Annotated in this window: 21 protein-coding genes; 6 read left to right on the top strand and 15 right to left on the bottom strand. The window is 62.0% G+C overall.

The genetic code is table 11. The features are described from left to right. Positions 1 to 852: 852 nt before the first annotated feature. From WA070_RS11230 to WA070_RS11170, 13 genes are all read right to left on the bottom strand, one after another. A complete protein-coding gene (locus WA070_RS11230) occupies positions 853 to 4176 on the bottom strand; it encodes a glycosyl hydrolase (RefSeq protein ID WP_422634030.1) in 3324 nt (1107 codons plus the stop codon). A 17-nt stretch (positions 4177 to 4193) separates the two neighbouring features. Next, the gene (locus WA070_RS11225) at positions 4194 to 5123 is read right to left on the bottom strand and encodes an alpha/beta hydrolase (protein ID WP_422634029.1); all 930 of its coding nucleotides are present in this window, start codon (positions 5121 to 5123) and stop codon (positions 4194 to 4196) included. Then, positions 5120 to 5551 (bottom strand): hypothetical protein, encoded by a 432-nt coding sequence (locus tag WA070_RS11220; protein WP_422634028.1) that lies wholly within the window; start codon positions 5549 to 5551, stop codon positions 5120 to 5122. The genes WA070_RS11225 and WA070_RS11220 overlap by 4 nt, the downstream gene beginning before the upstream one ends. A gap of 6 nt (positions 5552 to 5557) precedes the next feature. Then, complete coding sequence (locus WA070_RS11215) at positions 5558 to 6874, bottom strand: family 1 glycosylhydrolase (protein ID WP_422634027.1); 1317 nt, start codon at positions 6872 to 6874, stop codon at positions 5558 to 5560. Next, the gene (locus WA070_RS11210; protein WP_422634026.1) at positions 6874 to 7743 is read right to left on the bottom strand and encodes an alpha/beta hydrolase; all 870 of its coding nucleotides are present in this window, start codon (positions 7741 to 7743) and stop codon (positions 6874 to 6876) included. Before WA070_RS11210 ends, WA070_RS11215 begins: the two co-directional genes overlap by 1 nt. A gap of 75 nt (positions 7744 to 7818) precedes the next feature. Next, positions 7819 to 10032, bottom strand: coding sequence for a TonB-dependent receptor (locus WA070_RS11205; RefSeq protein ID WP_422634025.1), 2214 nt, complete (start codon positions 10030 to 10032; stop codon positions 7819 to 7821). Between the two features lie 43 nt (positions 10033 to 10075). Next, complete coding sequence (locus WA070_RS11200; protein ID WP_422634024.1) at positions 10076 to 10906, bottom strand: fumarylacetoacetate hydrolase family protein; 831 nt, start codon at positions 10904 to 10906, stop codon at positions 10076 to 10078. Continuing rightward, positions 10906 to 11814, bottom strand: coding sequence for a VOC family protein (locus WA070_RS11195; RefSeq protein ID WP_422634023.1), 909 nt, complete (start codon positions 11812 to 11814; stop codon positions 10906 to 10908). The genes WA070_RS11200 and WA070_RS11195 overlap by 1 nt, the downstream gene beginning before the upstream one ends. Continuing rightward, positions 11811 to 12242 carry a GlcG/HbpS family heme-binding protein gene (locus tag WA070_RS11190; RefSeq protein ID WP_422634022.1) on the bottom strand — a complete coding sequence of 144 codons (432 nt, stop codon included), beginning with the start codon at positions 12240 to 12242 and terminating at the stop codon, positions 11811 to 11813. Before WA070_RS11190 ends, WA070_RS11195 begins: the two co-directional genes overlap by 4 nt. Further along, positions 12239 to 13741 (bottom strand): bifunctional 3-(3-hydroxy-phenyl)propionate/3-hydroxycinnamic acid hydroxylase, encoded by a 1503-nt coding sequence (locus WA070_RS11185; RefSeq protein WP_422634021.1) that lies wholly within the window; start codon positions 13739 to 13741, stop codon positions 12239 to 12241. Before WA070_RS11185 ends, WA070_RS11190 begins: the two co-directional genes overlap by 4 nt. 22 nt (positions 13742 to 13763) lie before the next feature. Further along, positions 13764 to 14999 carry an amidohydrolase family protein gene (locus WA070_RS11180; protein ID WP_422634020.1) on the bottom strand — a complete coding sequence of 412 codons (1236 nt, stop codon included), beginning with the start codon at positions 14997 to 14999 and terminating at the stop codon, positions 13764 to 13766. An 82-nt stretch (positions 15000 to 15081) separates the two neighbouring features. Further along, a complete protein-coding gene (locus WA070_RS11175) occupies positions 15082 to 15978 on the bottom strand; it encodes a LysR family transcriptional regulator (protein ID WP_422634019.1) in 897 nt (298 codons plus the stop codon). Between the two features lie 372 nt (positions 15979 to 16350). Next, complete coding sequence (locus WA070_RS11170; protein ID WP_422634032.1) at positions 16351 to 16590, bottom strand: hypothetical protein; 240 nt, start codon at positions 16588 to 16590, stop codon at positions 16351 to 16353. Between the two features lie 315 nt (positions 16591 to 16905). Between WA070_RS11170 and WA070_RS11165 the strand changes: the two genes are divergently transcribed. From WA070_RS11165 to WA070_RS11150, 4 genes are all read left to right on the top strand, one after another. Then, entirely contained in the window at positions 16906 to 19176 is a 2271-nt protein-coding gene (locus tag WA070_RS11165) for an FdhF/YdeP family oxidoreductase (protein WP_422634018.1), read from the top strand. Further along, complete coding sequence (locus tag WA070_RS11160; protein WP_422634017.1) at positions 19173 to 19964, top strand: formate/nitrite transporter family protein; 792 nt, start codon at positions 19173 to 19175, stop codon at positions 19962 to 19964. The genes WA070_RS11165 and WA070_RS11160 overlap by 4 nt, the downstream gene beginning before the upstream one ends. Before the next feature lie 68 nt (positions 19965 to 20032). Beyond that, positions 20033 to 20686 carry a cytochrome c oxidase assembly protein gene (locus tag WA070_RS11155; protein WP_422634016.1) on the top strand — a complete coding sequence of 218 codons (654 nt, stop codon included), beginning with the start codon at positions 20033 to 20035 and terminating at the stop codon, positions 20684 to 20686. Then, positions 20683 to 21180 carry a CopD family protein gene (locus tag WA070_RS11150; protein WP_422634015.1) on the top strand — a complete coding sequence of 166 codons (498 nt, stop codon included), beginning with the start codon at positions 20683 to 20685 and terminating at the stop codon, positions 21178 to 21180. The genes WA070_RS11155 and WA070_RS11150 overlap by 4 nt, the downstream gene beginning before the upstream one ends. Here the strand turns inward: WA070_RS11150 and WA070_RS11145 are convergent. After that, a complete protein-coding gene (locus tag WA070_RS11145) occupies positions 21147 to 21674 on the bottom strand; it encodes a DUF2231 domain-containing protein (RefSeq protein ID WP_422634014.1) in 528 nt (175 codons plus the stop codon). The genes WA070_RS11150 and WA070_RS11145 overlap by 34 nt on opposite strands. A gap of 30 nt (positions 21675 to 21704) precedes the next feature. Between WA070_RS11145 and coxB the strand changes: the two genes are divergently transcribed. Then, positions 21705 to 22355: a cytochrome c oxidase subunit II gene (gene coxB, locus WA070_RS11140; protein WP_422634013.1), complete on the top strand. Its 651-nt coding sequence runs from the start codon at positions 21705 to 21707 to the stop codon at positions 22353 to 22355. After that, positions 22352 to 24844 (top strand): cytochrome c oxidase subunit I, encoded by a 2493-nt coding sequence (gene ctaD, locus WA070_RS11135; RefSeq protein ID WP_422634012.1) that lies wholly within the window; start codon positions 22352 to 22354, stop codon positions 24842 to 24844. Before coxB ends, ctaD begins: the two co-directional genes overlap by 4 nt. A gap of 427 nt (positions 24845 to 25271) precedes the next feature. On the opposite strand, the gene asd is transcribed toward ctaD, so the two are convergent. Next, the gene (gene asd / locus WA070_RS11130) at positions 25272 to 26123 is read right to left on the bottom strand and encodes an archaetidylserine decarboxylase (protein ID WP_422634011.1); all 852 of its coding nucleotides are present in this window, start codon (positions 26121 to 26123) and stop codon (positions 25272 to 25274) included. Positions 26124 to 26190 lie beyond the last annotated feature (67 nt).

Genomic DNA, 26190 nt, shown 5'->3' with positions numbered 1-26190 from the left:
GTATAGCACCGCCCCCCTTGCGTTACTGATCGTCACCCGAACGGGACGAGACGCGCGGCACGCGTGGCTCGGTGGCGCGCAGCGACATAGAGCAGGGTCGCGCCGGCGGCGCGAAACGCCCCACCGTAGTCGGTAACATTATGCCCTGTGACGGCTTTCCATCTGCCGTGGCGTTCATGACTGCCGCTCTACCCCCTCCAGAGCGGCCCTCCCTGAACCTTGGCCCCGCCGTTGTATCTACTCCGGCGGGGCTTCTTTCCTATATGGGCAAACGGTGTGAGCGCCCGGTCGGCAACGCCGATAGGCAGATTTGTGGCAAAGGTTGGGACAAAGCCGCCATCGCGCGGCTATCGCCCAATGGCGCTTGTCGGCAAAATCAGTCATTGCCGCTTGAAATCAGCTCACCTTGCGAACACCCATTGCTAGTCAAGCGATTGAAGTCACGTCTCGTCCAAGAGTAGGATTAGCGTGTAATCGATCGGTGCAGGAACTCCGTAAAACCTACGCTATCACTCGCGACACGACCGCGCTTTCGTTTTTTGATGCCCATGTGTCCACAAATCAAGGCCAGGTACCAGTAGAAAGGTAGCGATTATGCAGGTATCCAACAACGCCACGCTATGCTGACAAATGGCAACTGCTTGAACGTTCAGTTCAATGGCTGCACACTGTCGAAATCTTGTAGAGACTTACCATTTCATATCAAATGTCGATATCGCTTTCAAACAGCAATCACTTCAGACCGAGGCGGTCACGAAATCTCTATCCGATATGACAAACTCAAACGCGAATATTAAGTCGACGTCGCGCTTACCGTCATGATCACCGTCGCGTTTGGGATGGGTTTCCACCTTATGGCTCTGAAAATATTGTGACCGGACCGATCAGCCCTGATGGACGCAGCGGTGCGTGCGGCTGATAAGTTGGTGCCGCCGTGAAGCTAATCTTTTGTGCGCTAGGCTGCTGGTCTCCAATCAGGCGATTGACCCACAGATTGGCGACCTTCACCTCTATCTGATTCTCGCCCGTCTTCGTCAGTTCGCTGATGTCGACACGGTATGGCGGGAACCATGTTGTTCCGGCGATCTGCCCATTCACCCGCACCTCGGCTATGTCGCCGACTTTGCCCAGATCGACCCATAGCGATCGACCGGGCTTCTCGCCCTTTCGCAAGGTGAAGCGACTGGCGTAGCTGGCGATGCCGGAGAAATATTTGATTCCATTATCGGCGCTGGCTTCTAAAGGGGTGAGAACAGGCATCTCGATTCGTCCGGGTGCACCGCGACCTGGCTGAAAACCCACCACCCAGAGACCGTCGATCGTTCCGACGCGGCGTGCTGTCTTGGTTGGCAAGGTCAGCGCCACGCTTCTCGCAGGCTTGCGGAACAGAATGAAGAAGGCATCTTCACCCCCCACATCCAGCGGGACGATGGTCTCACCACCCTCGGTCCGGTAAGAAGCCGGCGCGGCACTGCCGTCGATCGCGCGCCAGATTTCCGGCTGTCGGTCCGTTACGCGGAACCGCGCCTCGATCCGGCCAGCCTTGTCGGTGCGGTTGTTGACGAAATACAGATCGCCATCGGCGAGCTTGCGATGGACGAAACGATAGTCAGTGTCTGCCGCGCCAGCCGTGATGCGAAAATCAGGGCCGACACCGATTTCTGCCAATGCCGCCTCGACATCGGTGTTCGCGATCACGCGCCCCTTGGCGTTCAGCGACCCGGCCCACAACCGGTCCGCCAGCGCCTGGAACGTTGATGCATCGTCCAACAGCCCTGGCGCGCGCTGCGGTGCCATGCCAATCACCGTCGCGCCGTCATCGACCAGCGCAGCGATCCGGCGCAATGTCGGTAGGGTCATCACCTTACTCGACGCGCCCAGATACAAAGCCCGATAGCGAGCGCCGCTCTTTGCCACTAGTTCGCCACTCTCGACAGTCAGCTGCTTTGCCAATATCTCGGCATTGACGAAGTCATAGGCGTAGCGCGTCGGCAGGTCGCCCGGCACGCCATGTTCGAACAGCGATGTGATCGGCTGATCCTCGCCATAGAAATAGGCGATGTCCGCGCTGTCGCGGCCCTGCTGGAGCAGATATCCGGTGCGCGCCATATAATCGACCCAGGGTTTGGCCATCTCCGCCCAGCTTTCATGCCGGTTGAAATATTGACCGAAAATCATGAGGCTCAGGCCCGGCACCTTGTCATCCACTGGCTGATGAACGGAGGTGTGGACGATCGGCCGGTTGATCCCCGACGCGAATTCCAGATCGATGACGCGCTTAAGGTCCGAAGGTGCAAATGCCCATGGCGCAAAGGCCGAAGTCATGCTTTCGGCCGATACGATATTCTGGCCGTAAATATGCGCGACCGATGCCGCGCCCTTCATGTCGCCGATCAGCGTCGGGCGAGGCTTGCCGCCGCGGTTGAAGGTCCACATGGCCGCCATCGGTACGTCGGCATGGGCGCGCATCGCCAAGTCGTCACCCAGCACTGGACGACCATTTTCGAGTGCTTCCCCATAGACGGTCAGGCCATGTTCGTGCGCAACCTTGGCCACCGTGCCATAATGTGCGTCGGCCATCAGGTCGGCCAGCGTCTGGCGGAAATCATGGAGGAACGCGTCACTCTTCACGGGTGATCCCACGATTGCGCCGGTCAGCGCGGGCAGGAACGGCACCGGGTCATAGCCGCGCCATGCCTGAAACTCCTCGACCATGCGCGGGGTCCAGTTGGCCGCACCAACCTCGATACTGTCCGTCAGCAGCGCGCGGATGCCCTTCTTGCCGATCCAGTCCGCACCCACCGTATCCCGATACATGCCGAGATAAGTTTCCAGATAGCGGCGCACGGCGGCGGCATCATATTTGTCGACCTCCAGCCCCGTGGCTTCGGGCGTAGCGGGGTGGTTGGTCTTGCCGGTCAGCGACCAGCCCATCCGTACGATCCGCCAATCGCTTCCTTTGGGCGCGGTCCAGTCCAGCGTGCCATCGGCGCGCAGCTTGTCGGTCAGGTCTATGACCTTGGCTGGATCAACCGTCTCGCCGTTGCCCACAGGCTTCAACACGCCATAATCGGGCAGGATGGTATAGCCCGCCTTCGCCTCGAACCGGTCCAGTTTCGCTTCCCCATGCAGGCGGAAATCGCCGATCGCCAAGGTCGGCGTCTTCTCCTGAGCGAAGATATCGATCTTGATCGCGCCGGGGGCGCCTTCATCCAGGGCAGGCGTTTTGGGGCCGGTGTTGAGGCTGAGGATCAGGCGGAAACGGCGCGCGGTGACGGCGTCGAAGCCGATCGTCGTGCTGGCTTCCCCCAACGGGAAATCGCCCAGTCGATGCCATCGGCCGTCCTGCTCAACTTCCAGCACCGGTTGATACAGCGGATCACGAAAGGGTGGCTTCGCGTTGGGAATGTAGAGGGTTGCAGCGCGCACCGTGACGGGTTTGCCATAATCCAATATCAGCGTGCCCGCTTGTGCATCGGAGCCGACCGACAGCGCAACCGTGCTTTCCATATCCGCGTCAGTCAGCGCGTCGAGCGCAACTGCCCTGCCATCGCCCTGCATCGCGGCTGGGCGCGGTAGCGATGCCGCTGCCATGGGATAGGCCAGCAGTTTCGCATCGCGATAGAGCGGCTCGATCGGCTTGCCTTTTGCGAGGAAGCCATCCTGGGCTTCATGGGACCGGGCAGTTTGAAACGTGCCGATGACCGAAGGCGGCAAGGGCAACGGGCCCGCAAACCGCGCACCACCGCGCAAATCGGCCTCCGCCCAGACCAGCTTCTTCATACCGTCTTGCGGCCCCACCCACGGGCCACCCGTCTCGCTCCAGCCAGGCGATGCAGCGATGGCGAATTCCAGTCCCTTGGCGTCAGCGGTCTTTACCGCATGGCGGAACGCGTCTTTCCATCCGTCCGTCATATAGGTCAGCCGGTCGGGTACGATTTGCGGGGTCATCAGATTGGCGTCGAAATTCTGGACGCCGCCAATGCCCATGCGCGCCATCCAGTCGAGATCCTTGTCGATCCCGTCCTTCGTCACATTGCCGTTCATCCAGTGCCACCAGACGCGCGGACGCGCCGACTGGGGCGGGTTAGCGAAGCCGTCGGCCAGATCGTCGGCCAGCGATGGCGAGGCAAAGACGACGCAAGCCAGCAGGGCAAGGCGAACGGTTTTGGGCATAGGCACAATCCTTGCAGTCAGGGGCGCTTGGACAGGAGGCCGCGTGCCTCCATCCAGGCAAAAAATTGCGGCATCAAGCCTATGGTGGTGGTGCCCGGCTTGCCCGCGCCAAAGCCATGATCGCCCCGCTCATAGGCATGGAGTTCGACCGGGCGGCCCGCCTCGCGCCATGCTTCGACGATGGCAAAGCCCTGCCGCTTAAACAGGCCATCGTCCATGGCGATGGCGCTGAACATCGGTGGCGCGTCGACGGGCACGGCGACGTCCGTCATCGGGCCGTAGATATAGCCGATGAACGCGGGGCGCTGATCGCCCTTACCCTCCAGCGTGGCGTTCAGCGTCGTCATCGCCCCCGCCGAAAAGCCGATCATCCCGGTGCGGGCCGGATCAATGCCATAGGTCGCTGCGCGGTTGCGCACGATCGCCAGCGCCTTGAGCGCATCCTGCGTTGCGCGTGGTTCTTCGATCGTGCGGACAGCGCCAGGCTTGGCCGCGTCGGCGAAACGCGCGCCCATCATGGCCAGAAACGCGCGGTCATCGCGCGGCGTTTCATTCAGCCGATATTTGAGGACGAAAGCAGCAATGCCATGATCGGCCAGCCAGCGTGCAACGTCGCTTCCTTCGCCTGTCATCGACAGCGACAGGAATGCACCGCCAGGCGCAACGATGACCGCCGCGCCCGTCGCCTTGGCGGCGTCAGGCAGATAGGGGGTAATCGTCGGGCGAACCACGTTGCGGACCATGACATTGTCCATGGCATTGGTGCCGATCGTCACCTGCATCCGCGACCATTGCTCATCCTGTTCCGCCTTGACCGTCGGCTGGTCGGGATAGAGCGGGATCGCCGCGCTCTGGTCGGGCGCTGACACGCTGGTCATCTTGACGTCGGGCTGCGCCATGGCAGGGGTTGCGATGGCCAGCGCCAAAGCCAGGGAAAGCGATTTCATCGGGTCATCCTCTCTAATATCAGGCTTGTTATCGAGGCGCCGAGGGATCCGCCATAAAGTAGCTTCAGGCCCAGAGCCGCACCCCAGTCTATGGCGGGAAGATCCGCCTGCGTCGTCGCCAAGGCAAGCCCGGCGCCCAAGGCACCGCCAGCCAACGCACAACCGAACGCCCGCAAGACGATCGCCCGGACCGGCACCGCCAGCGAGAGCCGCCTGCGCGCGATCAATGCGGGGACCAACGCACTCATCAGCGATACCGCGATGCTTTGCGGTATGAAGTCCAGCCCCAGTGCGTCGGGCGCGGCCCATCCTAGCGGACGCACCGCTATTCCGAACACCGCCAGAAAGAAGGCAAGGCTCAGTGCCGCATTGATAGCGAAACTGACGCCTGCCTCACGCCGGATCGAGAGCTTGGCGGTCGCCATCATGCGCGCTTACAGAGCGTTGCGACGCGCGATCGCGCCATAGACCGCCGCGCTTGGCTTAGCCGTCCGTACGAACGTCGCCGGATCGACGCTGTGCAGGCCGAATTTAGGTTTATAGCCAAAGATCCATTCGAAATTGTCGAGCAGCGACCAGTGACAATAGCCCAGCACCGGGACGCCATCGTCGATCGCCCTTTTCAGGTCAGCAAGCGCGGCTGGAATGAACGCCTGACGCACGCTGTCGTCGGTCGTGCCAACGCCATGTTCGGACACCAGGATCGGCACCCCTGTCGCCTGATGGGCATAGCGCACCGCACCCGCCAGCGAAGGTGCCCATACTTCCGTTCCGCCCCAGTTGACCACCGACCCCTTGGGGGCGGGCAGCCGATCTTTGTCCGTCCACAGCGCGCGCTCATAATTTTGCACGCCCAGGAAATCGTCGGTCTTGGCGACTTCGAGCCATGCGCCATAAAGTTCCTGCCGCATCGCGTCGCGGATGCTGTTCTTGCCCACGGCCTGATCGTCCATCATCGCCAGCGAGAAGCCAACGGGCAGGTCGGCGCGTACCGCCTTGATCGCGGCTTTGCCAGCTTTGTGGGCCGCGAGCATTCCCTTTTGCAGCGCAGGTAGATCTTCTACCCCCGCGACATTGGCGGACACGAATTTCGGCACGCCCAAGCGCTTCGCTGCCGTTTCCAGCGTCAATTTCTGGATGTCCCACACCTGCGGCGGCAACATGGGTTTGAGCAGCAAGAGGATGTTGGGTTCGTTGAAGGTGATGACGCTATGGATGCCCGCGCCCAGCGCCCGCATTGCCCGGTCGCAATAGCGCGCGAACAATTCCGCGCTTTCCGGGTTGGTCCAGCCACCCTGCGCACTGAACCAGCGTGGCGCGGTGAAGTGGCTCATCGTCACCACCGGGGCCAGCCCGCGCGCGCGGCAACCCTCGATCAGTGCCTTATAATGGTCCAGCATCGCTTGGCTGAACAAGCCCTTTTCGGGCTCAATCCGCGCCCATTCGATGCCGAAGCGATAGCAGGTCAGGCCCAGATTCTTGACGATGTCGAGGTCGGTTTCCCACAGCGCGAAACTGTTGCAGGCGTCGCGCGAAGGTTCAGCGAAGATGGTGGGCTGCTGATTTTCCAGAAACCACAGGTCGCTGGCGATATTATTGCCTTCGATCTGGTGCGGCGCGGTGGCCACACCCCATAGAAAGTCCTTGGGGAAGGCGGGGTTCACCGCAGCCTTGCGCGCGGCAATCGCTGGCGCTGCCATCGCGCCTGCCGCTGCCATTCCAGCCGCCAGCATCGTCCTGCGATCGAGCATCACATCATCTCCCCTATTCCATTGCTTATGTCGCGCACGAAGGCGCAAATCTCATCGGCCAGCCGCCGGTCGGCGGTGCCAAGGTGCATCGGCATCGTGTAATGATTATGCCCGGTCATGATGACTGCACGCGGCAACCCACCGTGCCGCGCCAACCGGTCCTGCATCAGCGCGACGAACTCCGCCTGGAAACGTGGCGGGTCATATTGCGCGCAGGCGATCAGCATCGGCAGCGTCGTCGCGGCTACTGCATCCATCGGCATCCGATCGGGATAAAACGCCGAATCGCCATAATAAGCCAGGTCGCGGTCATCCAGCGGGGTATAGCCATAGAGGCCCGACAGCAGCACCGCGCCGCAAATGCCCGCGTCCCCTACCAGTTTCAGATAGGCCGCGACATGCACCGCTCCAGCAGATGTGCCGGCAAGTACGATCCGGTCGGGATCGCCGCCATGCTGCGCAGCATTGTCCTTCAGCCATGCCACCACCGCCGCCACATCCTGCGCGCCGGCGGGCCACATATGATCAGGGGCCAACCGGTAGTTGATGACCACACCGACAAACCCCGCCTGCGCTGCCATCCGCCCGACATTGGCGTTGGGCCAGGCATCGGTCCCGCCCTTGTCGCCTTTCAGGAACCCTCCACCATGGACGAAAACCAGCACCGGCGCAGGTCCAGTAACGTCCGCCGGCGCGTAGATATCCAGCCGGTGCCGGTCATGCGGGCCATAGGCGATGTCCCCCTGCGTGACCAGAACAGCGGCCTGAAGGGCGGACTGTTCAGCGTCGAACAGCGCGCGGCATTGCACCAAGACGTCAGGGCCAAGGCCTGTCCCCATGGCTGCTATTGCATGTCTGATGTTGCTCATGCGCTCTATCCTAGCCGCACCGGTTCAAACGAACAGGGCATGTCGACGTCCGATACGCCGCCATGCCCAGTTGCATCAGAACTTGGCGTCGAGTTGCAGGCCAACCTGGCGGAAGGACTGCGGTCCGTAGATCACGCCGAGGCCCGACCCGAAATTGCTTTGCAGGATGGAAGGTTCGTTGACGTTGAACAGGTTGCGCACGAACAGGCCCACCGAATAGCGTTCATCCTCGCTGCGCACGCCCACGCGCCCGCCGACCGTCCAGTGGGGGCGGAAGGTTTCTTCGGTGCGCGACGTGTTCTGGTAGCGGATGCGTGATTTCCAGATCGTGTCGGCTGCCAGGAAGCCGTTGAGACCGGACGTCAGTGGCTGCTCATATTCGCCCGACAGGGTGAATTTGTAGCGCGGCGAATAGGCAAGCTGCTTGCCGCCGATATTCGAGCCATCATTACCGATGAATCCGCCCGGATAGGTCGCCTTGGTATAAATGAAGCCGGTGTTCAACGACAGGCGGTCCGAAATACGACCGAACAGATTGATTTCCGCACCTCGCGTCTTGACCCCGTCAATGTTGGTCTGTGCGCAAACCAGCTGAGCCGTGATGGGATTGACGATACATTCCTGCGCCTGGAAGTTCTTGATCTTGCTGTAGAACAGGCTGAAGTCCAGCACCGCGCCGCCAAACAGGGTCGCCTTTACGCCGCCTTCATAGGACATCGGCACTTCGGGCTGCACGACGTAGGGCAGCAACGGCGCGGTCGGCACCGCGATCTGACCGCCCTTGAATCCGCGCGACGCGGTTGCATAAGCCATCAACGACGGGGCGACGTCATATTGCAGGCCTGTGCGCCACGATACGCGATCGACATTCAGGATTTGGAAGCTCTTCGCCCCGTTGCCCGCATCGGTGCGATCCAGCGACAGGCGACCGCCGGTATAGCGACCGCCCAAGATCACCCGCAGGCTGTCCGTCGCGTGCAACGTCCCCTGACCGAACACAGCCAGCGATTCATCGGTGATTTCGTTGAGCGCGCCAGGCGAATCCACCGGACGGATCACGACACCATTGGGCAAACGGACCGAAATGGTGAAGCGCTCAGGCTGCTGCACCGTCTTCTGGTTCGAATAAAAAGCGCCCACGGTATATTCAAACGTCGAATTACTGGGGGATGACGCGCGGAATTCCTGCGTAAACAAGCGGATATTGCTTGCCGTAGGCCCGCTGCGCAGTGTCGATGCCAAGGGGTCGGCACGGTAGATGCTGCCCCCAGTGGCTGTGCTGGTCTCCGACTTGCGATACGCGGTAATGGACGTCAGTGTCAGCGGTCCAGCATCATATTCCAGCTGCGCGGATCCACCCCAGCTCTCGTTCCGGCTGCGAAGACCATTGCCGATGCAGAAATCCTGATTCCCCTCGCCAGGCGTAATCCCGCAGCTATTGAGCAATGCAGTGTTGGCCGGGGTGTTCGACAGGAAGGTGAAGAAGTCGCCGCCATTTTCGGCAGAACCCTTCGACCAGTCACCCAGCAGGTTGAAAGTCAAATCATCGGTGACGTTCCACAGATAGCGGCCACGCACGGCGTAGCGGTTGACGTCGTTCCAGTCGCCCGTGGTCGCATTGCGGTTCACGCCCTGACGCAGGTTCGCCATGCCCGACACGCGCAGCGCGCTGGTGGTACTGACCGGCACGTTGATGACGCCCTGAATGACCTGCTGGCCATATTTGGAGCCTGCCGTTCCTTGATCGGACACTTCTGTGCGCAACCGGCCACTGAACTGGGTTGGGTCGGGCGCGTTGGTGGTGATGTTGATGACGCCGGCCGAGGTGGTCAGGCCAAACAATGTGCCTTGCGGCCCCTTCAACACTTCGATGCGCGACACATCGAACAGATCGGAGATGTTGGCGTTGCCCTGGCTCACCTGATCGACGACGACGCCGACCGACGCGACTGCACCGGGCGAAAAACTCTGTGTGCCGATGCCGCGGATGGACCCGCCACCGCCGGTATTCTGGCTCGGCGCCGACTGGATTTCCAGTGCCGGAGCAATGCGGTTAAGGTCGTTGAGGTTGTTGACCTGCTGCCGTTCCAACTGCGCCTGGCTGGCGACGGTGATGGAAATGGGCACTTCCGTCACCTTTTCCTGCCGTCGCTGGGCGGTGACGATAATGTCGGAATTGGCATCCTCGGCTGCCGCCTGCGGCGAGGCATCCTGCGCCATGGCCGGTGCGGTCAGCGCGATGGCGCTCGCGCTGGCGAGCGCCGCGATGGTGATGTTGAACTTACGCATGGTAACTCCTCCCCTTCTTATCATTGGGTCGTTTATTGGTTGATTATGCTTCGTCGATGATACGGTTCGTCAGCGTGCCGATGGTGCCGATCAAGACTTCCACCTTGTCGCCAGCATTCATGTACAATGGCGGGGTGCGCTTATCGCCGACGCCGCCGGGCGTGCCGGTGGCGATGACATCGCCGGGGGCCAGGGGCGTGAAGGCGCTGATATATTCGATGACCGTGGGAATATCCCAGATCATGTCGGCAACTGCCTGATCCTGCACCAGCTCGCCGTTCAGGCGGGTCTGCACGCGCAAAGCGCTCAAATCGTCAATCTCGTCCGCCGTCACCAGCGCAGGACCAAATCCGCCGGTGCCTGGGAAGGTCTTGCCCGGCGTGAACTGGATATTGTGGCGCTGCCAATCGCGCGCGGAACCGTCGTTGAACGCGCTGTAGCCCGCGACGTAAGCCATGGCGTCGGTAGCTGCGACCTTGTGACACGGCTTGCCGATCACGACGGCGAGTTCGCCTTCATAATCGAAACGCTCGGTCACGGTCGGCTTCACCATCGGCTGGCCGTCAGCGACCAGACTGTCGGCATAGCGCACGAAGATGGCAGGATGCGCCTTCTGCTCGCGACCGGTTTCCTTGACATGCTCGGCATAGTTGAGGCCGACGCACAATATCTTCGCAGGATCGGGAATGACCGGCAGCAGGACAACATCAGCAGCGGCAAAGGACGCGCCGTCGGCCAGCGTCGCAAGACTGCCGTCGGTCAGCGCGGCCTTCAGGCTCGGCACGGCGTCGTTTGCCAGTTCGACGATGGTTTCGCCGTCGATGCGGCCAAAGCTGGCGGTGCCGTCGGGGCGGCGGAAGCTGATATAACGCATTAGATATTGTCCTCGGTCAGAACGTCTAGCGAACGGGGCTCCCAGTCGCGGCGGTGGCGGAATTTCTCTTCGGCGGCGCGTAGGCCATCGAAATCCTTGGTCGAAATGCCCCATTGGTCGATCCGCTTGGCAGGCCAGGTCCAGTCTTCGGGCGCGCCCACCGGATAATCGTCGGGCACCTTGTTCACGGCGGTCGAAAATTCGATCACCGGGCCGAAGGGGGCGATGAAATAGGCAAACACATTGGCCCCTGGACCATGACGACCCGGCCCCCAGGCCGGGGCCATATCCTGATCGCGCAGGCGGCCGATGCCCCGCATCACCGCGTCCAGGTCTTCCATCTCAAACGCGATATGGTTGAGGCTCGAAATGCCCGCGCGGGCGAAGGCGGTCGAATGATGCGAGTCATTGCAGCGCACGAACACCATGCCCTTCGTCCGGTCCGACACGCGGAAGCCCAGCGCATCCTCGACCAGATGGCCAGTCCTTTCCGCGTCGATGCTGTTGAACACCACATGAGTCAGCTTGACCGGCAGGTCAGCGCCTTCGATCGGCGCAACCTCCTGCGCATCGACCAGAAAGCGGAGCAATTCGCCCTCGGCTAGTTCGACGATGATGCCATAACCGCCGCCCGGATCCTGCGACACGACGGGCGCGGCATTCAGCCCCGCTGCGCTGACCGAGCGCTTGAGCTGTTCCAGCCGGTCGGCGGTGCAGACGAACGTGGTCGAGCGCACATGGCAATCCGCCGATTCCTCCAGCGCGACCAGATAGGGAAAGCTGCCCGACCCGCGCAGATAATGCGTCGCCCCTTCGACCGCCGCCGGGGCCATGCCCCAGATGTCGGTCAGGAAGGCCGCCGCTTCTGCCGCGCCGGGCAACGACAATTCGATGCTGCGCAACTTCATTGGGCGTCTCCATGGGTCAGGCCAGCGGCCAGTATGCCTGCGATGCCGCAGGCTTCGTCGCAATCGCCCGTGTCGCCGCTGATCCCGACGGCACCGATCACCGCACCTTCCAAATCACGGATCAGGACGCCGCCGGGTGACAGAGCCAGTTGACCGCCGGTAACGGCCACCACGCTCTGAAAGAAAGTCGGATTGTTGGCGGCACGCCCGGCAATGACGCGCGTGTCCGCGCCCATGCCCAGGGCGCCCGTCGCCTTGGCCCTGGCAATGTCGAAGCGGAACAGGCTGGCGCCATCCTGCCGCGCGAAAGCGACCGGGTGGGCACCCGCATCCAGCACCACGACGGCCAGCGCAGGCGCAGTGTCGCCGCGCGGCTGATCCAAGGCAGTGTCGATGATGGTCCATGCCTGGGCAAGGGTAAGCGTCATGCCGCAATCTCCTGAGAAACGCTTCCGGCGATCAGCGCGTCGCGCAGTGCGATCAGGTCCGCCGGTTCACCCGTGCCGAAAACATAATGGTCGGGGCGCAGCAGCAGCGCATCGGCCCCGCGTGCATCGAGCCAGGCGGCGATCGCACCGCCATCGTCCAGCGTGTCGAGCGCTACGACAGTGACATCGTCAGGCGCAGCAACGGCGTGCCGCGCGAACAGCCGCCAGCCGCCGCCCGTAACATCGTCCAGCAACTGGTCACCCACACGCGGCTGAATGAAGCGTTCGCCCGCTCCTGCCGTGTCCAACGCCACAATGCCGGTCGAAATGGGGGGGATCAGATCAGCGGCGGTGCTTTGCTGCGTTACTTTGGCCGCTTCGCGCATCTCCGCGTCACGGGTGGCAGCAGCGGCCGGGTCCAGCACACAGATATAGCGCCCGGCGGTCACGGCAGCGGAGATCACCGCGCGCACATGCGGGTCTCGTTCAGGCTGATAGCTGTCGAGCAGCGCATCGGGAGCGTCGCCCTGCACAACTGCCGCAATCTTCCACGCCAGATTGGCCGCGTCGCGCATCCCATGGCACATGCCCTGCCCGAAAAAGGGCGGCGTCTGGTGCGCGGCATCGCCGGCCAGAAAGACGCCACCCTGCCGCCACCGCTCGGCGATCAGGCCATGGAAACGATAGGTCGCCGCGCGCACGATCCTGTGCGGCACCCCGGAGAGGTAGGGCTCGACAAGGGCAGCGACATTATGCGGTTCCATCATCGCCTGGTCATCTTCACCGGGCAGCAGCATGAATTCCCAGCGGCGGTGATTGCCACGCCCCGGCACGATCGTCGCGGGACGTTTTGGATCGCACATCATCACCGACAGTTTTTGCAGATCGGCTGCTTCCGGAACGCCCCATAGGTCGGGGAAGCGGACCGGACCGTCGACTTCGGCATCGACCACCAGCCAGGGTTCCTCGAAATCCAGATCGTCGAGCTTTATGCCCAACGCCTTACGCACGGCACTGCGCGATCCGTCGCACGCGATGACATAGCGCGCCTGCGCCGTGTCACCGTCCGACAGGCGCAATGTCACGCCATTTCCGTCCTGCTCCAGCCCCTCGAACCCGACGCCCAGCCGCAGTTCGACCGTAGCATGGCCCGCCAGCGCATCGCGCAGATGCTGCTCCAGTTCGGGCTGGTAAAAGAAATAATCGTTGGACCAGCTGAATGGCCGCGCCCGGCCCACCGTCCCCATATATTTGATGACGCCATGGTCCGCGCCGACATGCAGATGCCCTTCGGTATCGCGCATGTCGCTCGCAACTGCGTCGATCACGCCCGCCGACTGGAACAGGCGCATCATCTCATGGTCCAGATGCACCGCGCGGGGCAGCGGATAGGGGTTGGCTTCCTTCTCGATCACCAGGACCGACAGGCCGCTCTTGCCCAGTAAATTGGCCGCAAAGGCCCCTACCGGCCCGCAGCCGATAATCGCAACATCGAACATGATCGTCTTTCTCGTGGCGGTATCAGGCCGTTACCGGCTCGGAGACGGGGGCTTTGTGCAATTTGCCACCCTGCATGATCATCGTGATCCGGCTGGCATCCTGCATGATCGTCACATCCTGCGTCGGGTCGCCATCGACCAGCAGCAGGTCAGCGAGATAGCCGGCCTTTACCTGTCCAACATCCAGTCCCATCAACTGCCCGCCCAGCATCGTCGCGGCGCTCAACGCCTCAGCCGGGGTGAAGCCGAAGCGGGTCACGAAATGCTCCAGGTCGCGGGCGTTGCGGCCATTGGGGTTGAACGGAAAACCATAGTCGCCACCGATCAGCACGCGCACGCCGCGCCGCTTCAACTCCGGCACCAGCACCGCTTCCAGTTCCAACCGCTCAGCCGCACTCGCCTTCATCGACGCCATATTGATATGCGGGGGCGGGGTCGCTTCCAGCGCGGCGACAGAAACACCGGGGCCGGGCGCGTAGAAAATTTGGTCCTTGTGCGCGACCATTGCGTCGATCGCCGCTTCGTCAGCGAAGGAGCAATGGTAGAGGATGCGCGCGCCCGCTTCGAGTGCCAGTTGGATGGCGCGGGGCGAATAAGCATGGGTAGCGATCCACAGGCCTGCTTCATTTGCGGCTTCACCCGCCGCCAGCATTTCTTCGTCGGTGTAGAGGATGTCACTCGACGAACCGGGCTTCAACGCATCTTCACCCGAAATCACCAGCTTGAGCGACTGGACGCCCTGCTCCGCGCAATAGGCCACGAAATCGCGCATCGACTGAGCGCCGCGACCATTGAACACGTCGCCGGTTTCGACGCCCTCTTCGCCTTCCGGGCTGCGTTCCAGCGTGGAGGGGACAAGGCGCGGGCCGGGCGTTTCACCTGCTGCGATGGCGCGGGCCAGTTCTGGTTCGATATGATCGCCCAGCGCACCAGCCGAATAGGCGCTGGTGAAACCATGGTCGAGCAACACACGCGCATTGCGCCACGCTGCGACCTTCAACTCGTCGGCGGGCAGTATGAACTGGTGATAGATTTTTTCGACCGAGCTGCCCCAGGTCAAATGCGTGTGGGAATCCACCATGCCCGGCATCAGCGTACCGCCTTGCCCATCAATCACCTGATCTGCTGTCGTGGCGGCGATCATCGCTTCATCACGCAAAACGGCAGCGATGCGATCCTGCTCGATCAGGACGGCTCCGGCAAATGGCGCGGTGCCCTGCCCGTCAAATATGCGAACATTGCGAATAAGCTGTCGCATGCCGTCTCTCCTGCATTCCACTCTTGTTGCGCTCTCTATGGGCAACTTTGATCAGGAACAAAAATAATGATTTTTTACTACATCATAGGCTGGAGCTATGGATGAGCGTTTCCAACATCTCGGTCGCCAGGCGCGAAAGCCTGCCACCTGCCAATCGACGCACGCCGATACTGCGGGAAAATTCCGCTTCCTCGATCGTGATCGCGCGCAGCACGCCGATCGACAGTTCCGCCGAGGCGACCTGCATCGGCAATATCGTGACGCGCTGGCTGCCACGGACGATCGCCTTGGTCGTAAGCAGGGAATCGCACCGGATGATATCCTGCGGCACCGATATATCGGCCGCAATGAACAGCGCGTCGATCTGTCGCCGGAATGCGCCGCGTGCTTCGGGTAGTACCCAGCGCATAGCCGCCATGTCCTTGAGCGACATTCTGGCGGGCAGATGGTCGTTCTGTCGCCCGACGATGAGGGCGAAAGGATCGCGTGAGAAAGTGCGCTCCTCTATTCCCTCTGGTGGCTGCTCAATCCCGGTGGTGACAAACGCCAGTTCGATCTCGCCACGGTGCAGCATCGCCGCCAGATCATGGTCGGGGCGCTCCACCACATGCAGCGCGAATTGGCCGATCCGATCTTCCAGCCGTCGCACAGCGTCAGGCAGCAGGCTGACCAGCGCGCCCGGCGTGCCACCCACGCGCAACGGTCCGGCCACCCCGACACTCGCCAGCTTAACTTCCGCTTCAGCATCGCGTAGCAAGCTGTCGATCGATTCCGCCCGGCGTAGTAGCGCTTCGCCCTCCAGCGTCAACACGATGCCGCTGCGCGAACGTTCAAACAGCGATGCGCCCAAAACCTGTTCCAGTTGCGCTATCGCGTTGGACACGGACGGCTGCGATATATTGAGCAGACGCGCCCCGCCGCTGATCGAATTGCTGCGGACAACGGCCAGGAAGGTACGGATAGCTCGGGGATCGATCATATCTTTTCCTTGGTATAGACGATGATCACGTGCAAGGGGTCAGTGCCTAAGCTATGGCACCGCTATGCATCTTCGACCGCACCCACCTATGCGGAGCTTAGACGAACGGAAGGTTCCGGCAAAAGCGGCCGTTCGTCATCAAGCGGTGAACGGCATATGTTGGTCGGTAGCGGTGATCATTTTATGTAAAAAACGGATGCTAGGACTTGGCCGCTGCTTCAACTCAGCGTTGCCAGCTTATGTATCTGATCTAACGGCGAAATGAGACGGGTGATGAGGTCGTAGAGCTGATTTTGGTGGATTCGGACTCGAACCCGCGCACAAAATTCCCGAATGCGCTGGGGCTCGGGTGGGGGCTCGCAATGGCCTGTCTCAATAAAACATAACTAAAACAATGCGATAGAAAGCCTTGTCGAGTCCTGTAAGCGCACCAGGATCACCCCGTTTTTTTGGGGGGAGCTGAAAATTGCAGCTTCCTGCAATATCAGCTTGTCCAAGGTGAGGTCCGAGAGCGCCCTGCTTCGCCTCGGCTTCTCCTGCTCCAAATCCTTCATCCGCCGCGCCTGCACGAGCAAGTCGAATGATTTCGCGCTCACTGGTGGTCGCCGACAAGTACCGCCAGCCGAAGAAATGCGCCGAAAGTTACTCGGTGGCAGTCCGCGCAGCAATCATCTGGCCAGAGATGAATGAACACAGGTTCCGGGGAGCGGAGTTCTGCCGCTAAAGGGCAGCGAGGGTCGAAAGCTGCGGGAATAGCGGACGGATTGCACCTGGGCATGAGACAGTAGGTCGGCTTGGACAAAATTTGCCAGACCAGGATTGTAAAATAATGATTCCATAACGTTTCCAAGCTGCCACATCGTGTGACGCTGGAACTGTCACCTTGCCCCGACGCTTATCCAGGGAATATTCTCGAAGGAGGCCCGCATGTCGGACGACGCCGAACCCATCGAATATAGCGGAGCGTCCGGCGGATGGGGGTCGGTGCGCGGCATCGTGCAGACCATGGCGCGCGAGAGGGCGTCGCCCGGCGCGCTGGAGACGTTGCGGACGCAGAACAAGCCCGGCGGGTTCATGTGTACCAGTTGCGCATGGGGCAAGCCCAAGCATCCCCATGCATTTGAATTTTGCGAAAATGGCGCGAAGGCGACCTTGTGGGAACTCACCACCCATCGTTGCACGCCCGATTTCTTTGCCAACCATAGCGCGTCGGAACTGCGCGGCTGGAACGATCATGATCTGGAGCATGAGGGACGGCTGACGGAGCCGATGCGCTATGATGCGGCCAGCGACCATTATGTACCCTGTGGGTGGGACGAGGCCTTTTCCGCCATCGGCGCGGAATTGCGGGCGATAGATCCCAAGGCGGCGGTCTTCTACGCGTCGGGGCGGGCCAGTCTTGAGACGTCCTATCTCTACGCCCTGTTCGCGCGGCTCTATGGGCATAACAACCTGCCCGACAGTTCCAACATGTGCCACGAAACGACGTCGTTTACGCTGAAACAGTTGATCGGATCACCGGTCGGCACCTGCATCCTCGACGATTTCGAGCAGTGCGACGCGATCTTTTTTTTCGGGCAAAATGCCGGGACCAACAGTCCACGTTTCCTGCACCCCCTGCAGGAAGCCGTAAAGCGGGGATGCAAGGTCGTGACCTTCAACCCGATCCGCGAGAAAGGGTTGATCGCCTTTACCAATCCGCAAAATCCGACGGAGATGCTGACGGGCAAGGATACGCAGATCAGCTGCCAATATCTTCAGGTGCGCGCGGGCGGAGACATCGCCGCGATCATGGGCCTGTGCAAATATGTGCTCGCGCAGGATGAGGCGCGCGGTGGCTCGATCATAGACCGGGCGTTCATCGATGCGCACTGCACTGGCTTCGACGAGTTTCGCGCGCGCGCCGATGCGACGTCATGGGAGCGGATCGAGCAGGAAGCGGGACTGAGCCGCGCGGATATCGAGGAAGCGGGCCGCGTCTATGTGGCGGCGGAGCGAGTCATTGGCGTCTATGGCATGGGCCTGACGCAGCATGTGCATGGCTTTGAAAATATCGCGATGCTGGTGAACCTGCTCCTGATGCGCGGGCATATCGGGCGGGCGGGTGCAGGCATCTGTCCGGTGCGGGGCCATAGCAACGTGCAGGGTCAACGCACGGTAGGCATTTCGGAAAAGCCCGAACTGGTGCCGCTGGACAAACTAGCCGAGCAGTTCGGCTTCGATCCGCCGCGCGACCATGGCATGACAACAGTCAAGGTGTGCGAAGGGCTTCTGGAAGGCAAAGTGCAGGCGTTCATCGGCCTGGGCGGCAATTTCCTGCGCGCGATCCCCGATCAGGGGCGCATCGAACCGGCGTGGGAACGGATGCGGTTGACCGTGCAGATCGCCACCAAACTCAATCGTAGCCATTTGTTCAATGGCAAGACCGCTTATCTGCTCCCCTGCCTGGGCCGCAGCGAGGAAGATATGCAGGCGAGTGGCGCACAGACGGTCACGATCGAGGACAGTTTCAGCCATATCCATGGATCGATCGGCCACCGAAAGCCCGCCAGTGAGCATCTGAAGTCCGAACTGGCAATCGTCGCTGGTATCGCAAAGGCAACGCTGACGCCCAATCCCAAAGTGCGTTGGGACGATTGGACGGGCGATTACGCGTTGGTCCGTGACCTGATCGCCGACACCTATCATGAAGAATTTCACGACATGAATGCGCGGATGTTCGAGCCGGGCGGCTTCTATCGCGGTAATGGCGCGCGCGAGCGCATCTGGAGAACCGAAAGCGGCAAGGCGCAGTTCACCGCGCCCGACATGCTGGCGGCCACCAATGTCGCCGATGCGCTGGGCCGATATCGATTGGTCACTGTGCGGTCCAACGATCAGTTTAATACGACGATCTATGGCTACAGCGACCGGTTGCGCGGAATAGAGGGCAAGCGGGACGTGATCCTGATCAATCCAGCAGACATCGAACGGTCCGGGTTAGTGGCCGGGCAGCGCGTCGCGCTGGTGGGCGATGCGGGCGATGGCCATGCGCGCCGCATCGACCGGCTGGAAATCGTGCCCTACGACCTGCCCGACGGCACGATCGTGGGCTACTATCCCGAACTCAATCCGCTGATCGCCCTGTCCCACCACGACCAGCATTCGAAAACACCGGCCAGCAAGGCCGTGCCTGTCAGGATCGAGGCGACAGGTTGAGCGGGAACGCACATTTAACGGACGATCCTGTCGGCGATGCGATCGCCAAAGCCGCGCCCGTCGCCCTTGCGGCCAAGGCGCAGCAGCCTGTGGCGCATATGATCGTGCTGGCGATACTGGCGGGCGCGTTCATTGCCTTCGGGTCAATCGCCTCACTCGTCGCTCAAGCGAATATGGGCGACGGCGGGGTCGTGCATATTCTATCAGGCGGCGCCTTTTCCATCGGGCTGATGATGGTAATGATCGTGGGTGCGGAACTGTTCACCGGCAACACGATGATGGTGCTGCCAACGCTGACCGGAGATCTGGGCGCGGGGCGGATGGCAGGAGCATGGGCCGTCGTGTGGATCGGCAACCTGATCGGCAGCATCGTGATTGCAGGCTTGTTCCATGCGGCGGGCGGACTGGAAAACGGCGTGGGCGAGGTGGCGATCGCGCTCAGTAACGCCAAGATGGCCAAGTCGGCGATGGCGATTTTCTGTTCGGCGATCCTGGCAAATATGCTGGTGTGCCTGGCCGTGTGGATGGCGATGGGCGCGCGAACGATCCCGGCCAGAATTTTGGCGATTGTCGGCCCGGTCATGATATTCGTCAGCGCGGGACTGGAACATTCGATTGCCAATATGTCGATCCTGCCACTCGGCTGGCTGGCACAGGCCGGGCATGCGCCCGATCTGGCAGGGGGGCTTGCCAACCTCGCTTCCAGCACGGTCGGCAATATCGTCGGCGGCGCAGCCGTGGCGTTGGGCATTGCCTATGGCCATGATGGCTGGCGGAAAGCGGGGTGATTGCTGGCATGACGGATGGGGGTAGAATGACGAGTTACTGCGGGCCACCGCCTTTGCCCGCGCATGCCATGATGGCGTGGAATCTGGACCCGGTCTTGCTGGCGGGACTGGCGATCTGCGCCTTTCTTGCACTGCGGCCGGCCAGCCCGCGGCCCGCAATTGCCGGTGTTGCGGTTCTGGCGGTGGCGTTCGTTTCGCCCCTGTGCGCAATCAGCGTGGCCCTTTTCATGGCGCGTGCGGTGCATCATATCCTGATCGTCGCGATTGCCGCGCCGCTGTTCGCGCTGGCCTTGCCCAGCCGCACGACCGGCATGACCGGGCCGGCCTTTGTCACGGCGGCCGGCATATTGTGGATCTGGCACCTGCCCTCGCTCTACGACGCGGCGCTTTTGGATACGCGCATCTATTGGCTCATGCAGGCGAGTCTGCTTGGGTCGGCGATCTGGTTCTGGCGCAGCCTGTTCGCCGCGCCGCTTGTGTCCGCAACATTGGGGGCGATCGCCGCCATGGCGCAGATGGGGATGCTCGGCGCACTGCTGACATTCGCCCCTGCCCCGCTCTACGCCGCCCATGTCGGGACCACGCTGGCCTGGGATCTGCCACAGCTTGTCGATCAGCAGCTTGCGGGCCTCATCATGTGGGTGCCGGGCATCATTCCCTATGCCATCGCGCTGGCGCTGATCGTCCGGCGCGGATGGGCGCGGGCGGGGGTGACGGCATGATCGTGGCGATCAAGTTCCTGCACATCGCCGCACTGTGCCTGTGGTGCGCGGGGCTGGTCGGCCTGCCGCTGGTGCTGGCGCGGCATCAGGCCAGCGACGACCAAAGCGAATATGCAAGGCTGCGCGTGGTGACGCATCGCGCCTATACCGGCATCGTCACGCCCGCCGCCGTGATCGCGATCGCGATGGGCACGGCGCTGGTTTTCCTGCGCGGCCTGTTTGTGCCGTGGATGTTCGCCAAGCTGGTGGGCGTGGGCGTGCTGGTGTTGCTGCACGCATGGATCGGCCATATCACGCTGATCGTCGGGGAGCGGCAGGGTCATTATGATCCGCCGCGCGGCTGGCCGGTAATGACGGTCGCGATCGCGACCAGCGCGATCGTCGCGATCCTGCTGCTGGTGCTGGGCAAGCCAGTGCTGGGCGACCGACTGGCCCCCGACTGGATCATGCGGCCGCAGGATCAGCCATTGCCGGTGGATGAGGTGCCGATTTGATAGTCGAACACCAACTTTCCCCCGTGCCAGCCGGTGATCGCCGTAAAGGCAGCGGCGAAAGCGGACAACAGCAAACCCCAGGGCAATACCGCCTGTTCATAGCCCGAGGTCAGCCGATAACCCCAGTTCGCGCCCAGAATCGACAGCAGCATCACCGCGATGATGAAATGGGTCCAGCTTGCCGCGCGCGCGCGGATACCCGCGACCAGCAGCAGCTCGACCGTGCCGGACATACCCGCCAGCACGCCCAGCAGAAAGGCCATGCCACTGGCCCACAGCGCGGCGCGCGCCCAGAATATGTCGCCGGTCCACCAGTAGAAGGCATCTGCGCCCAGCGTACACATGGCGAGCGCGACTGGAAAGGCGACCAGCATCGCGTGGACCGGATGCCCGGCGACTGCAATCTTCGATTCCGTTCGGTGAAAATGGGGCTGCGCGGAAATCGGGTCGACCAATGCGTCCTCGATTTGCGCCTTCTGTTCATCAAGTGCCATCGGCCCATCATGCACCGCTTTGCCCGGACAATGCCAGTCTTGATCGTGGGGGCATGCGCCGGGCCGCTCTCCACGCTCGACACGGCGGGACCGGCGTCGCACGATGTCGCGACCCTATGGTGGGTGATGCTGGCGGGCGCGGCCATGCTGACGCTGCTGGTTCTGGCGCTGCTGTTGCTGGCCTTCTTGCCGCGCAGTCGTCCTGCGAAAAGCGGCACGCGATTGTGGGTAGGCTGGCTGGGCGTGGCAATGCCCGGCGCGGTTCTGACGGCGTTGCTGGGCTATGCGCTGATGCTGGGGGAAGGATCGATCGCCCATCCCGTGCCGGGGCCGGTCGTGGTTGAAGCAACCGGGCATCAATGGTATTGGACATTCCGGCAGCCCGGATCGAACGGCGCGATCGCGACGCGCGGGGTGCTGCACATTCCCGCAGGCCGACCGGTCGATGTGCGGGTCGGGTCGGCGGATGTGATCCACAGTTTCTGGGTGCCGCGTCTGGGCGGCAAGATGGACGCCATCCCCGGCCAGATCAATATATTGCGCATTAAGGCCGACAAGCCGGGTATGTTCGAGGGGCAATGTGCGGAATTTTGCGGGCTGAACCATGCCGCCAACCGCTTTCGCGTCATTGTTCACGATGCAGGCGGTTGGGCGCGGTTCCAGCGGGAGGGCGGCCGATGAGCGCGCTCCGCCACCACCGGGCGCTGACAGCAATCTGGGGAAGCCCACGCGGATGGCGCGGCACGATGGTTTCGGTCAATCATTCCGACATCGGCAAGCGCTTCATATTGGCCGCCTTCGCCTTCTTCGCGATCGGCGGCGTGCTGGCGATGCTGATCCGGGCGCAATTGGCGACGCCCGACAGTGCCTTCGTCGGCCCGGCCATCTATAATCAGCTTTTCACGATGCACGGCAGCATCATGATGTTCCTGTTCGCCATTCCCATGTTTGAAGGGCTGGCGCTGTACCTGCTGCCCAAGATGCTGGGCAGTCGGGACATGGCGTTTCCGCGCCTGTCCGCTTATGGTTGGTGGTGTTATCTGTTCGGCGGATGCATATTGATCGCGGCGTTGCTGCTGGGCGTCGCGCCTGATGGCGGGTGGTTCATGTACACGCCGCTATCGTCCAAAATCTATACGCCCGGCATCAACGCCGATGTCTGGCTGCTGGGCATTACCTTTGTCGAGATTTCTGCGATGGCCGCAGCGATCGAGATTTGTGTGTCGGTGCTGAAACTACGCGCGCCGGGGATGCGGCTGGACCGGATGCCGCTGTTCGCATGGTATTTGCTAGTTACCGCGATGATGATGATCGTCGCCTTTCCGCCGCTGATCCTGGGGTCGATCCTGCTGGAACTGGAGCGAGCGTTCGGCTGGCCCTTCTTCGATCCAGCGCACGGCGGCAGTCCGCTCTTGTGGCAGCATCTGTTCTGGCTGTTCGGCCATCCGGAAGTCTACATCATCTTCCTGCCTGCCGCAGGGGTAGTCTCCACCGTGCTGCCGGTGATGGCCCGCACGCAAATCCTTGGGTATAGCGCGATCGTCGCCGCGTTGATCGCGCTGGCGTTCCTCAGCCTCGGGCTATGGGTCCACCATATGTTCACCACCGGCATTCCGCACATGGCGCTGGGCTTCTTTTCCGCTGCATCTGCGCTCGTCGCGGTGCCAACGGCGGTTCAGATATTCGCGTGGATCGGGACGTTGTGGAACGGTCGCCCGGAATTGAAGCTGCCGATGCTCTATCTGCTGGGCTTTTTCCTGGTGTTCGTGCTGGGTGGCCTGACCGGAGTGATGCTGGCGATGGTGCCGTTCGACGGGCAGGCGCATGACAGCTATTTCGTCGTTGCCCATCTGCATTATGTGCTGGTGGGCGGTTTCATCTTTCCGATGATGGCAGGCGCTTATTATTGGCTGCCGCATTTCAGCGGCCGGTCGCGCGTGCCTCGTCTGGGCGAGGCAGCCTTCTGGATGATCCTGATCGGGTTTAACCTGACCTTTTTCCTGATGCACCTGACCGGCCTGCTGGGCATGCCGCGCCGCATCTATACCTATACGGATGATATGGGCTGGACCTGGCTCAACCTGCTGTCATCGGTGGGCAGTTTCGTAATGGCGTTCGGCTTTGCGCTGTTCGCTCTCGATGTCGGTCTGCAAATCGGGCTCGCGCGGCGCAGCCGCCGCAATCCGTGGGGGGCAGGGACGCTGGAATGGGCAATGCCGATCCCCGCGCCCACCTATAATTTCGCTAGCCAGCCCGATGTCGTCGATCGCGAACCACTGGCCACCGATCCAGCGCTGGCGCTGAAACTCGCGCGCGGCGAAGGTTATCTGGCACAGGCGCGGCACGGCTGGCGCGAGACGATGGCGGTCGACAGCAGCAGCGGCGCGATCGACCATGTCGTGATCCTGCCGGGCAACACTCGCCTGCCGATCATCACGGCGGCAGTGACGGGATGCTTTTTCCTGGCCGCACTGCTGGGATATTATTGGTTCGCCCTGCTGCCGGTCGTGGTCGTCATCGCGCTCGCCTGGCGCTGGGCATGGGCGCTGGGATCGCGCGCGGATGTCGGGCCTGTCGCCATCGGCAATGGAAAGGCCGCGCCGATCCATCGCGAAGCGGCGGGCGCACCGGCATGGTGGGGTAGCCTGTTCCTGCTGGTCGCCGACTCCGTGCTGCTGGCGTCACTGCTGTTCGGCTATGCGTTTCTGTGGGTTGTGGCGCCAAACTGGCCGCCGAAGCAGACGATCGACGGCGGCCTTGTGATCGCCGTTGCCACCATGCTGGCGGGCGGTGCCGCGATGCTGCTTGCGCGGCGCGCGGAGGCGGCAGGGTGCGGGGGGTCGCTGCTGGCGGCCGGGCGCGCGGCTGTAGGTGCCGCCTGTGCGCAAGCGGTGGTGATCGTCGGCCTGCTGACGATCGGCTTCACCGCCCTGCCCCCGCCAACCAGCCATGCCTATGCCGCCGCTGTCTGGATATTGCTGGCCTATGCCGTGCTCCATGCGCTGATCGCCCTGCTGTGCGCCGCTTTCGTCAGGGCGCGCATTGGGGCGGGCTATGTTTCAGCCGCAAGGCGTCAGGAGTTTGCGATCGCGCGACTATTTGGCGATTATGCCGCGATGGTCGTGCTGATTACCCTCCTATGCCTGTTCGGGCCAAGCATAGCGCCATGAAGTTGCTGGCGCGAGCGAGTGCAGGAATGCTGTTGTGGGCATTCGGCTTTTGCCTTCTTTATGCCCTGCACGGGCTGGGATGCGCTGGCGGATGGGCTGGCGTGCCATTGATGGGCGGGAACCTTTTCCGCTGGGTATTGGGCACTGTATGGTTCATCCAGGGATGTGGCGGGGTCGCCATCATCCTTTGGCTTCGAACGATGGCTGCCGGGTTCGAACGGACATTGGCCGTTGCATGCGGCATAGCCGGTTTTGTCGGAACCATTGCAACCGGGGCACCCGTCCTATTGTTGCCTGGCTGCGACCGCGATCCACCTGTTCTGAGTGAAGTTTGACGCCGAACGATGGGGGAAGCTGTCGTCCCGCAACTGGGACGGCCACATCAGCGGTTAAAGTAGAAATCCGCCTGAGGCCACCGACAGAGCGTTCAAGCCGCGCGGTTCCCCATCTTTTCGCCGAGACGTACGGGCCGTTCCGGTGTCCACTCGCTGTTGAAGGCAATGCCGCCTTGCCCAAAGAGCATGACAATGGTCGAGCCAAGCAGGAAACGGCCCATTTCTTCGCCCTGCTTCAAGCGGACACGCTCGTCAGGATAGGCCCATTCGGACGGCTTTTTGGTACGTATCGGATTAACCACGCCGTGCCATGTCGTTGCAATGCTGCCAACGATGGTGGCACCCACCAGTACCATCACAAACGGACCATGTTCCAGCGATTCAAAGACGCATACCACTCGCTCATTGCGCGCAAAAAGATTGGGCACGCCCCGAGCGGTGACCGGATTGACTGAGAAAAGCGCGCCCGGCACATAGATCATGCGCGTCAATATGCCGTCACAGGGCATGTGCAGACGGTGGTAATCTTTCGGCGACAGATACAGGTTGGCGAAACTGCCGTTGCGGAACTTGGCCGCCAGTTCGCCATCGCCGCCAACCAACTCCACAGTGGTAAAGCTATGTCCCTTGGCCTGAAGGATGTGATGGTCGTCGATGGCACCGAACTGGCTGATCGCACCATCTACCGGGCAGATGAAATCGGCACGGGCCAATGGGCGTGCGCCGATCCTGAGCGGACGGGTGAAGAAGTCATTGAAGCTCTTATAGCTGGCAATGTCCGCGTTCGCCGCTTCGCTCATGTCGACGCCGTATCTTTTGACGAACCAGCGGATCAGGCGCGTCGTCGACGAACCACCGCTTGCGCCTGCGATGCGTCCGGCAAGACTGGTCAGAGCCTGCTTGGGAAGGAGATGTTGCAGCAAGACTTTCAGGCGTTCGGACAAGGTGAGCCTCGAAATAGCGGTCGCTATTCATTCTACGGGTTCAAACTGTACCGGCACCTTACGGTTT

The sequence above is a fragment of the Sphingobium sp. genome (assembly GCF_049304695.1).
In the GTDB taxonomy this organism is placed as follows: Bacteria; Pseudomonadota; Alphaproteobacteria; order Sphingomonadales; family Sphingomonadaceae; genus Sphingobium.
The sequence above is the reverse complement of the archived record's forward strand: the minus strand, read 5'-3'. Positions and strand labels throughout refer to the sequence as shown.

Bases quoted from the DNA above. Each gene is read 5' to 3' on its own strand.
- WA070_RS11230 (WP_422634030.1), bottom strand. From the start codon at position 4,176: ATGCCCAAAACCGTTCGCCTTGCCCTGCTGGCTTGCGTCGTCTTTGCC.
- WA070_RS11225 (WP_422634029.1), bottom strand. From the start codon at position 5,123: ATGAAATCGCTTTCCCTGGCTTTGGCGCTGGCCATCGCAACCCCTGCC.
- WA070_RS11220 (WP_422634028.1), bottom strand. From the start codon at position 5,551: ATGATGGCGACCGCCAAGCTCTCGATCCGGCGTGAGGCAGGCGTCAGT.
- WA070_RS11215 (WP_422634027.1), bottom strand. From the start codon at position 6,874: ATGCTCGATCGCAGGACGATGCTGGCGGCTGGAATGGCAGCGGCAGGC.
- WA070_RS11210 (WP_422634026.1), bottom strand. From the start codon at position 7,743: ATGAGCAACATCAGACATGCAATAGCAGCCATGGGGACAGGCCTTGGC.
- WA070_RS11205 (WP_422634025.1), bottom strand. From the start codon at position 10,032: ATGCGTAAGTTCAACATCACCATCGCGGCGCTCGCCAGCGCGAGCGCC.
- WA070_RS11200 (WP_422634024.1), bottom strand. From the start codon at position 10,906: ATGCGTTATATCAGCTTCCGCCGCCCCGACGGCACCGCCAGCTTTGGC.
- WA070_RS11195 (WP_422634023.1), bottom strand. From the start codon at position 11,814: ATGAAGTTGCGCAGCATCGAATTGTCGTTGCCCGGCGCGGCAGAAGCG.
- WA070_RS11190 (WP_422634022.1), bottom strand. From the start codon at position 12,242: ATGACGCTTACCCTTGCCCAGGCATGGACCATCATCGACACTGCCTTG.
- WA070_RS11185 (WP_422634021.1), bottom strand. From the start codon at position 13,741: ATGTTCGATGTTGCGATTATCGGCTGCGGGCCGGTAGGGGCCTTTGCG.
- WA070_RS11180 (WP_422634020.1), bottom strand. From the start codon at position 14,999: ATGCGACAGCTTATTCGCAATGTTCGCATATTTGACGGGCAGGGCACC.
- WA070_RS11175 (WP_422634019.1), bottom strand. From the start codon at position 15,978: ATGATCGATCCCCGAGCTATCCGTACCTTCCTGGCCGTTGTCCGCAGC.
- WA070_RS11165 (WP_422634018.1), top strand. From the start codon at position 16,906: ATGTCGGACGACGCCGAACCCATCGAATATAGCGGAGCGTCCGGCGGA.
- WA070_RS11155 (WP_422634016.1), top strand. From the start codon at position 20,033: ATGATGGCGTGGAATCTGGACCCGGTCTTGCTGGCGGGACTGGCGATC.
- WA070_RS11150 (WP_422634015.1), top strand. From the start codon at position 20,683: ATGATCGTGGCGATCAAGTTCCTGCACATCGCCGCACTGTGCCTGTGG.
- WA070_RS11145 (WP_422634014.1), bottom strand. From the start codon at position 21,674: ATGGCACTTGATGAACAGAAGGCGCAAATCGAGGACGCATTGGTCGAC.
- coxB (WP_422634013.1), top strand. From the start codon at position 21,705: ATGCCAGTCTTGATCGTGGGGGCATGCGCCGGGCCGCTCTCCACGCTC.
- ctaD (WP_422634012.1), top strand. From the start codon at position 22,352: ATGAGCGCGCTCCGCCACCACCGGGCGCTGACAGCAATCTGGGGAAGC.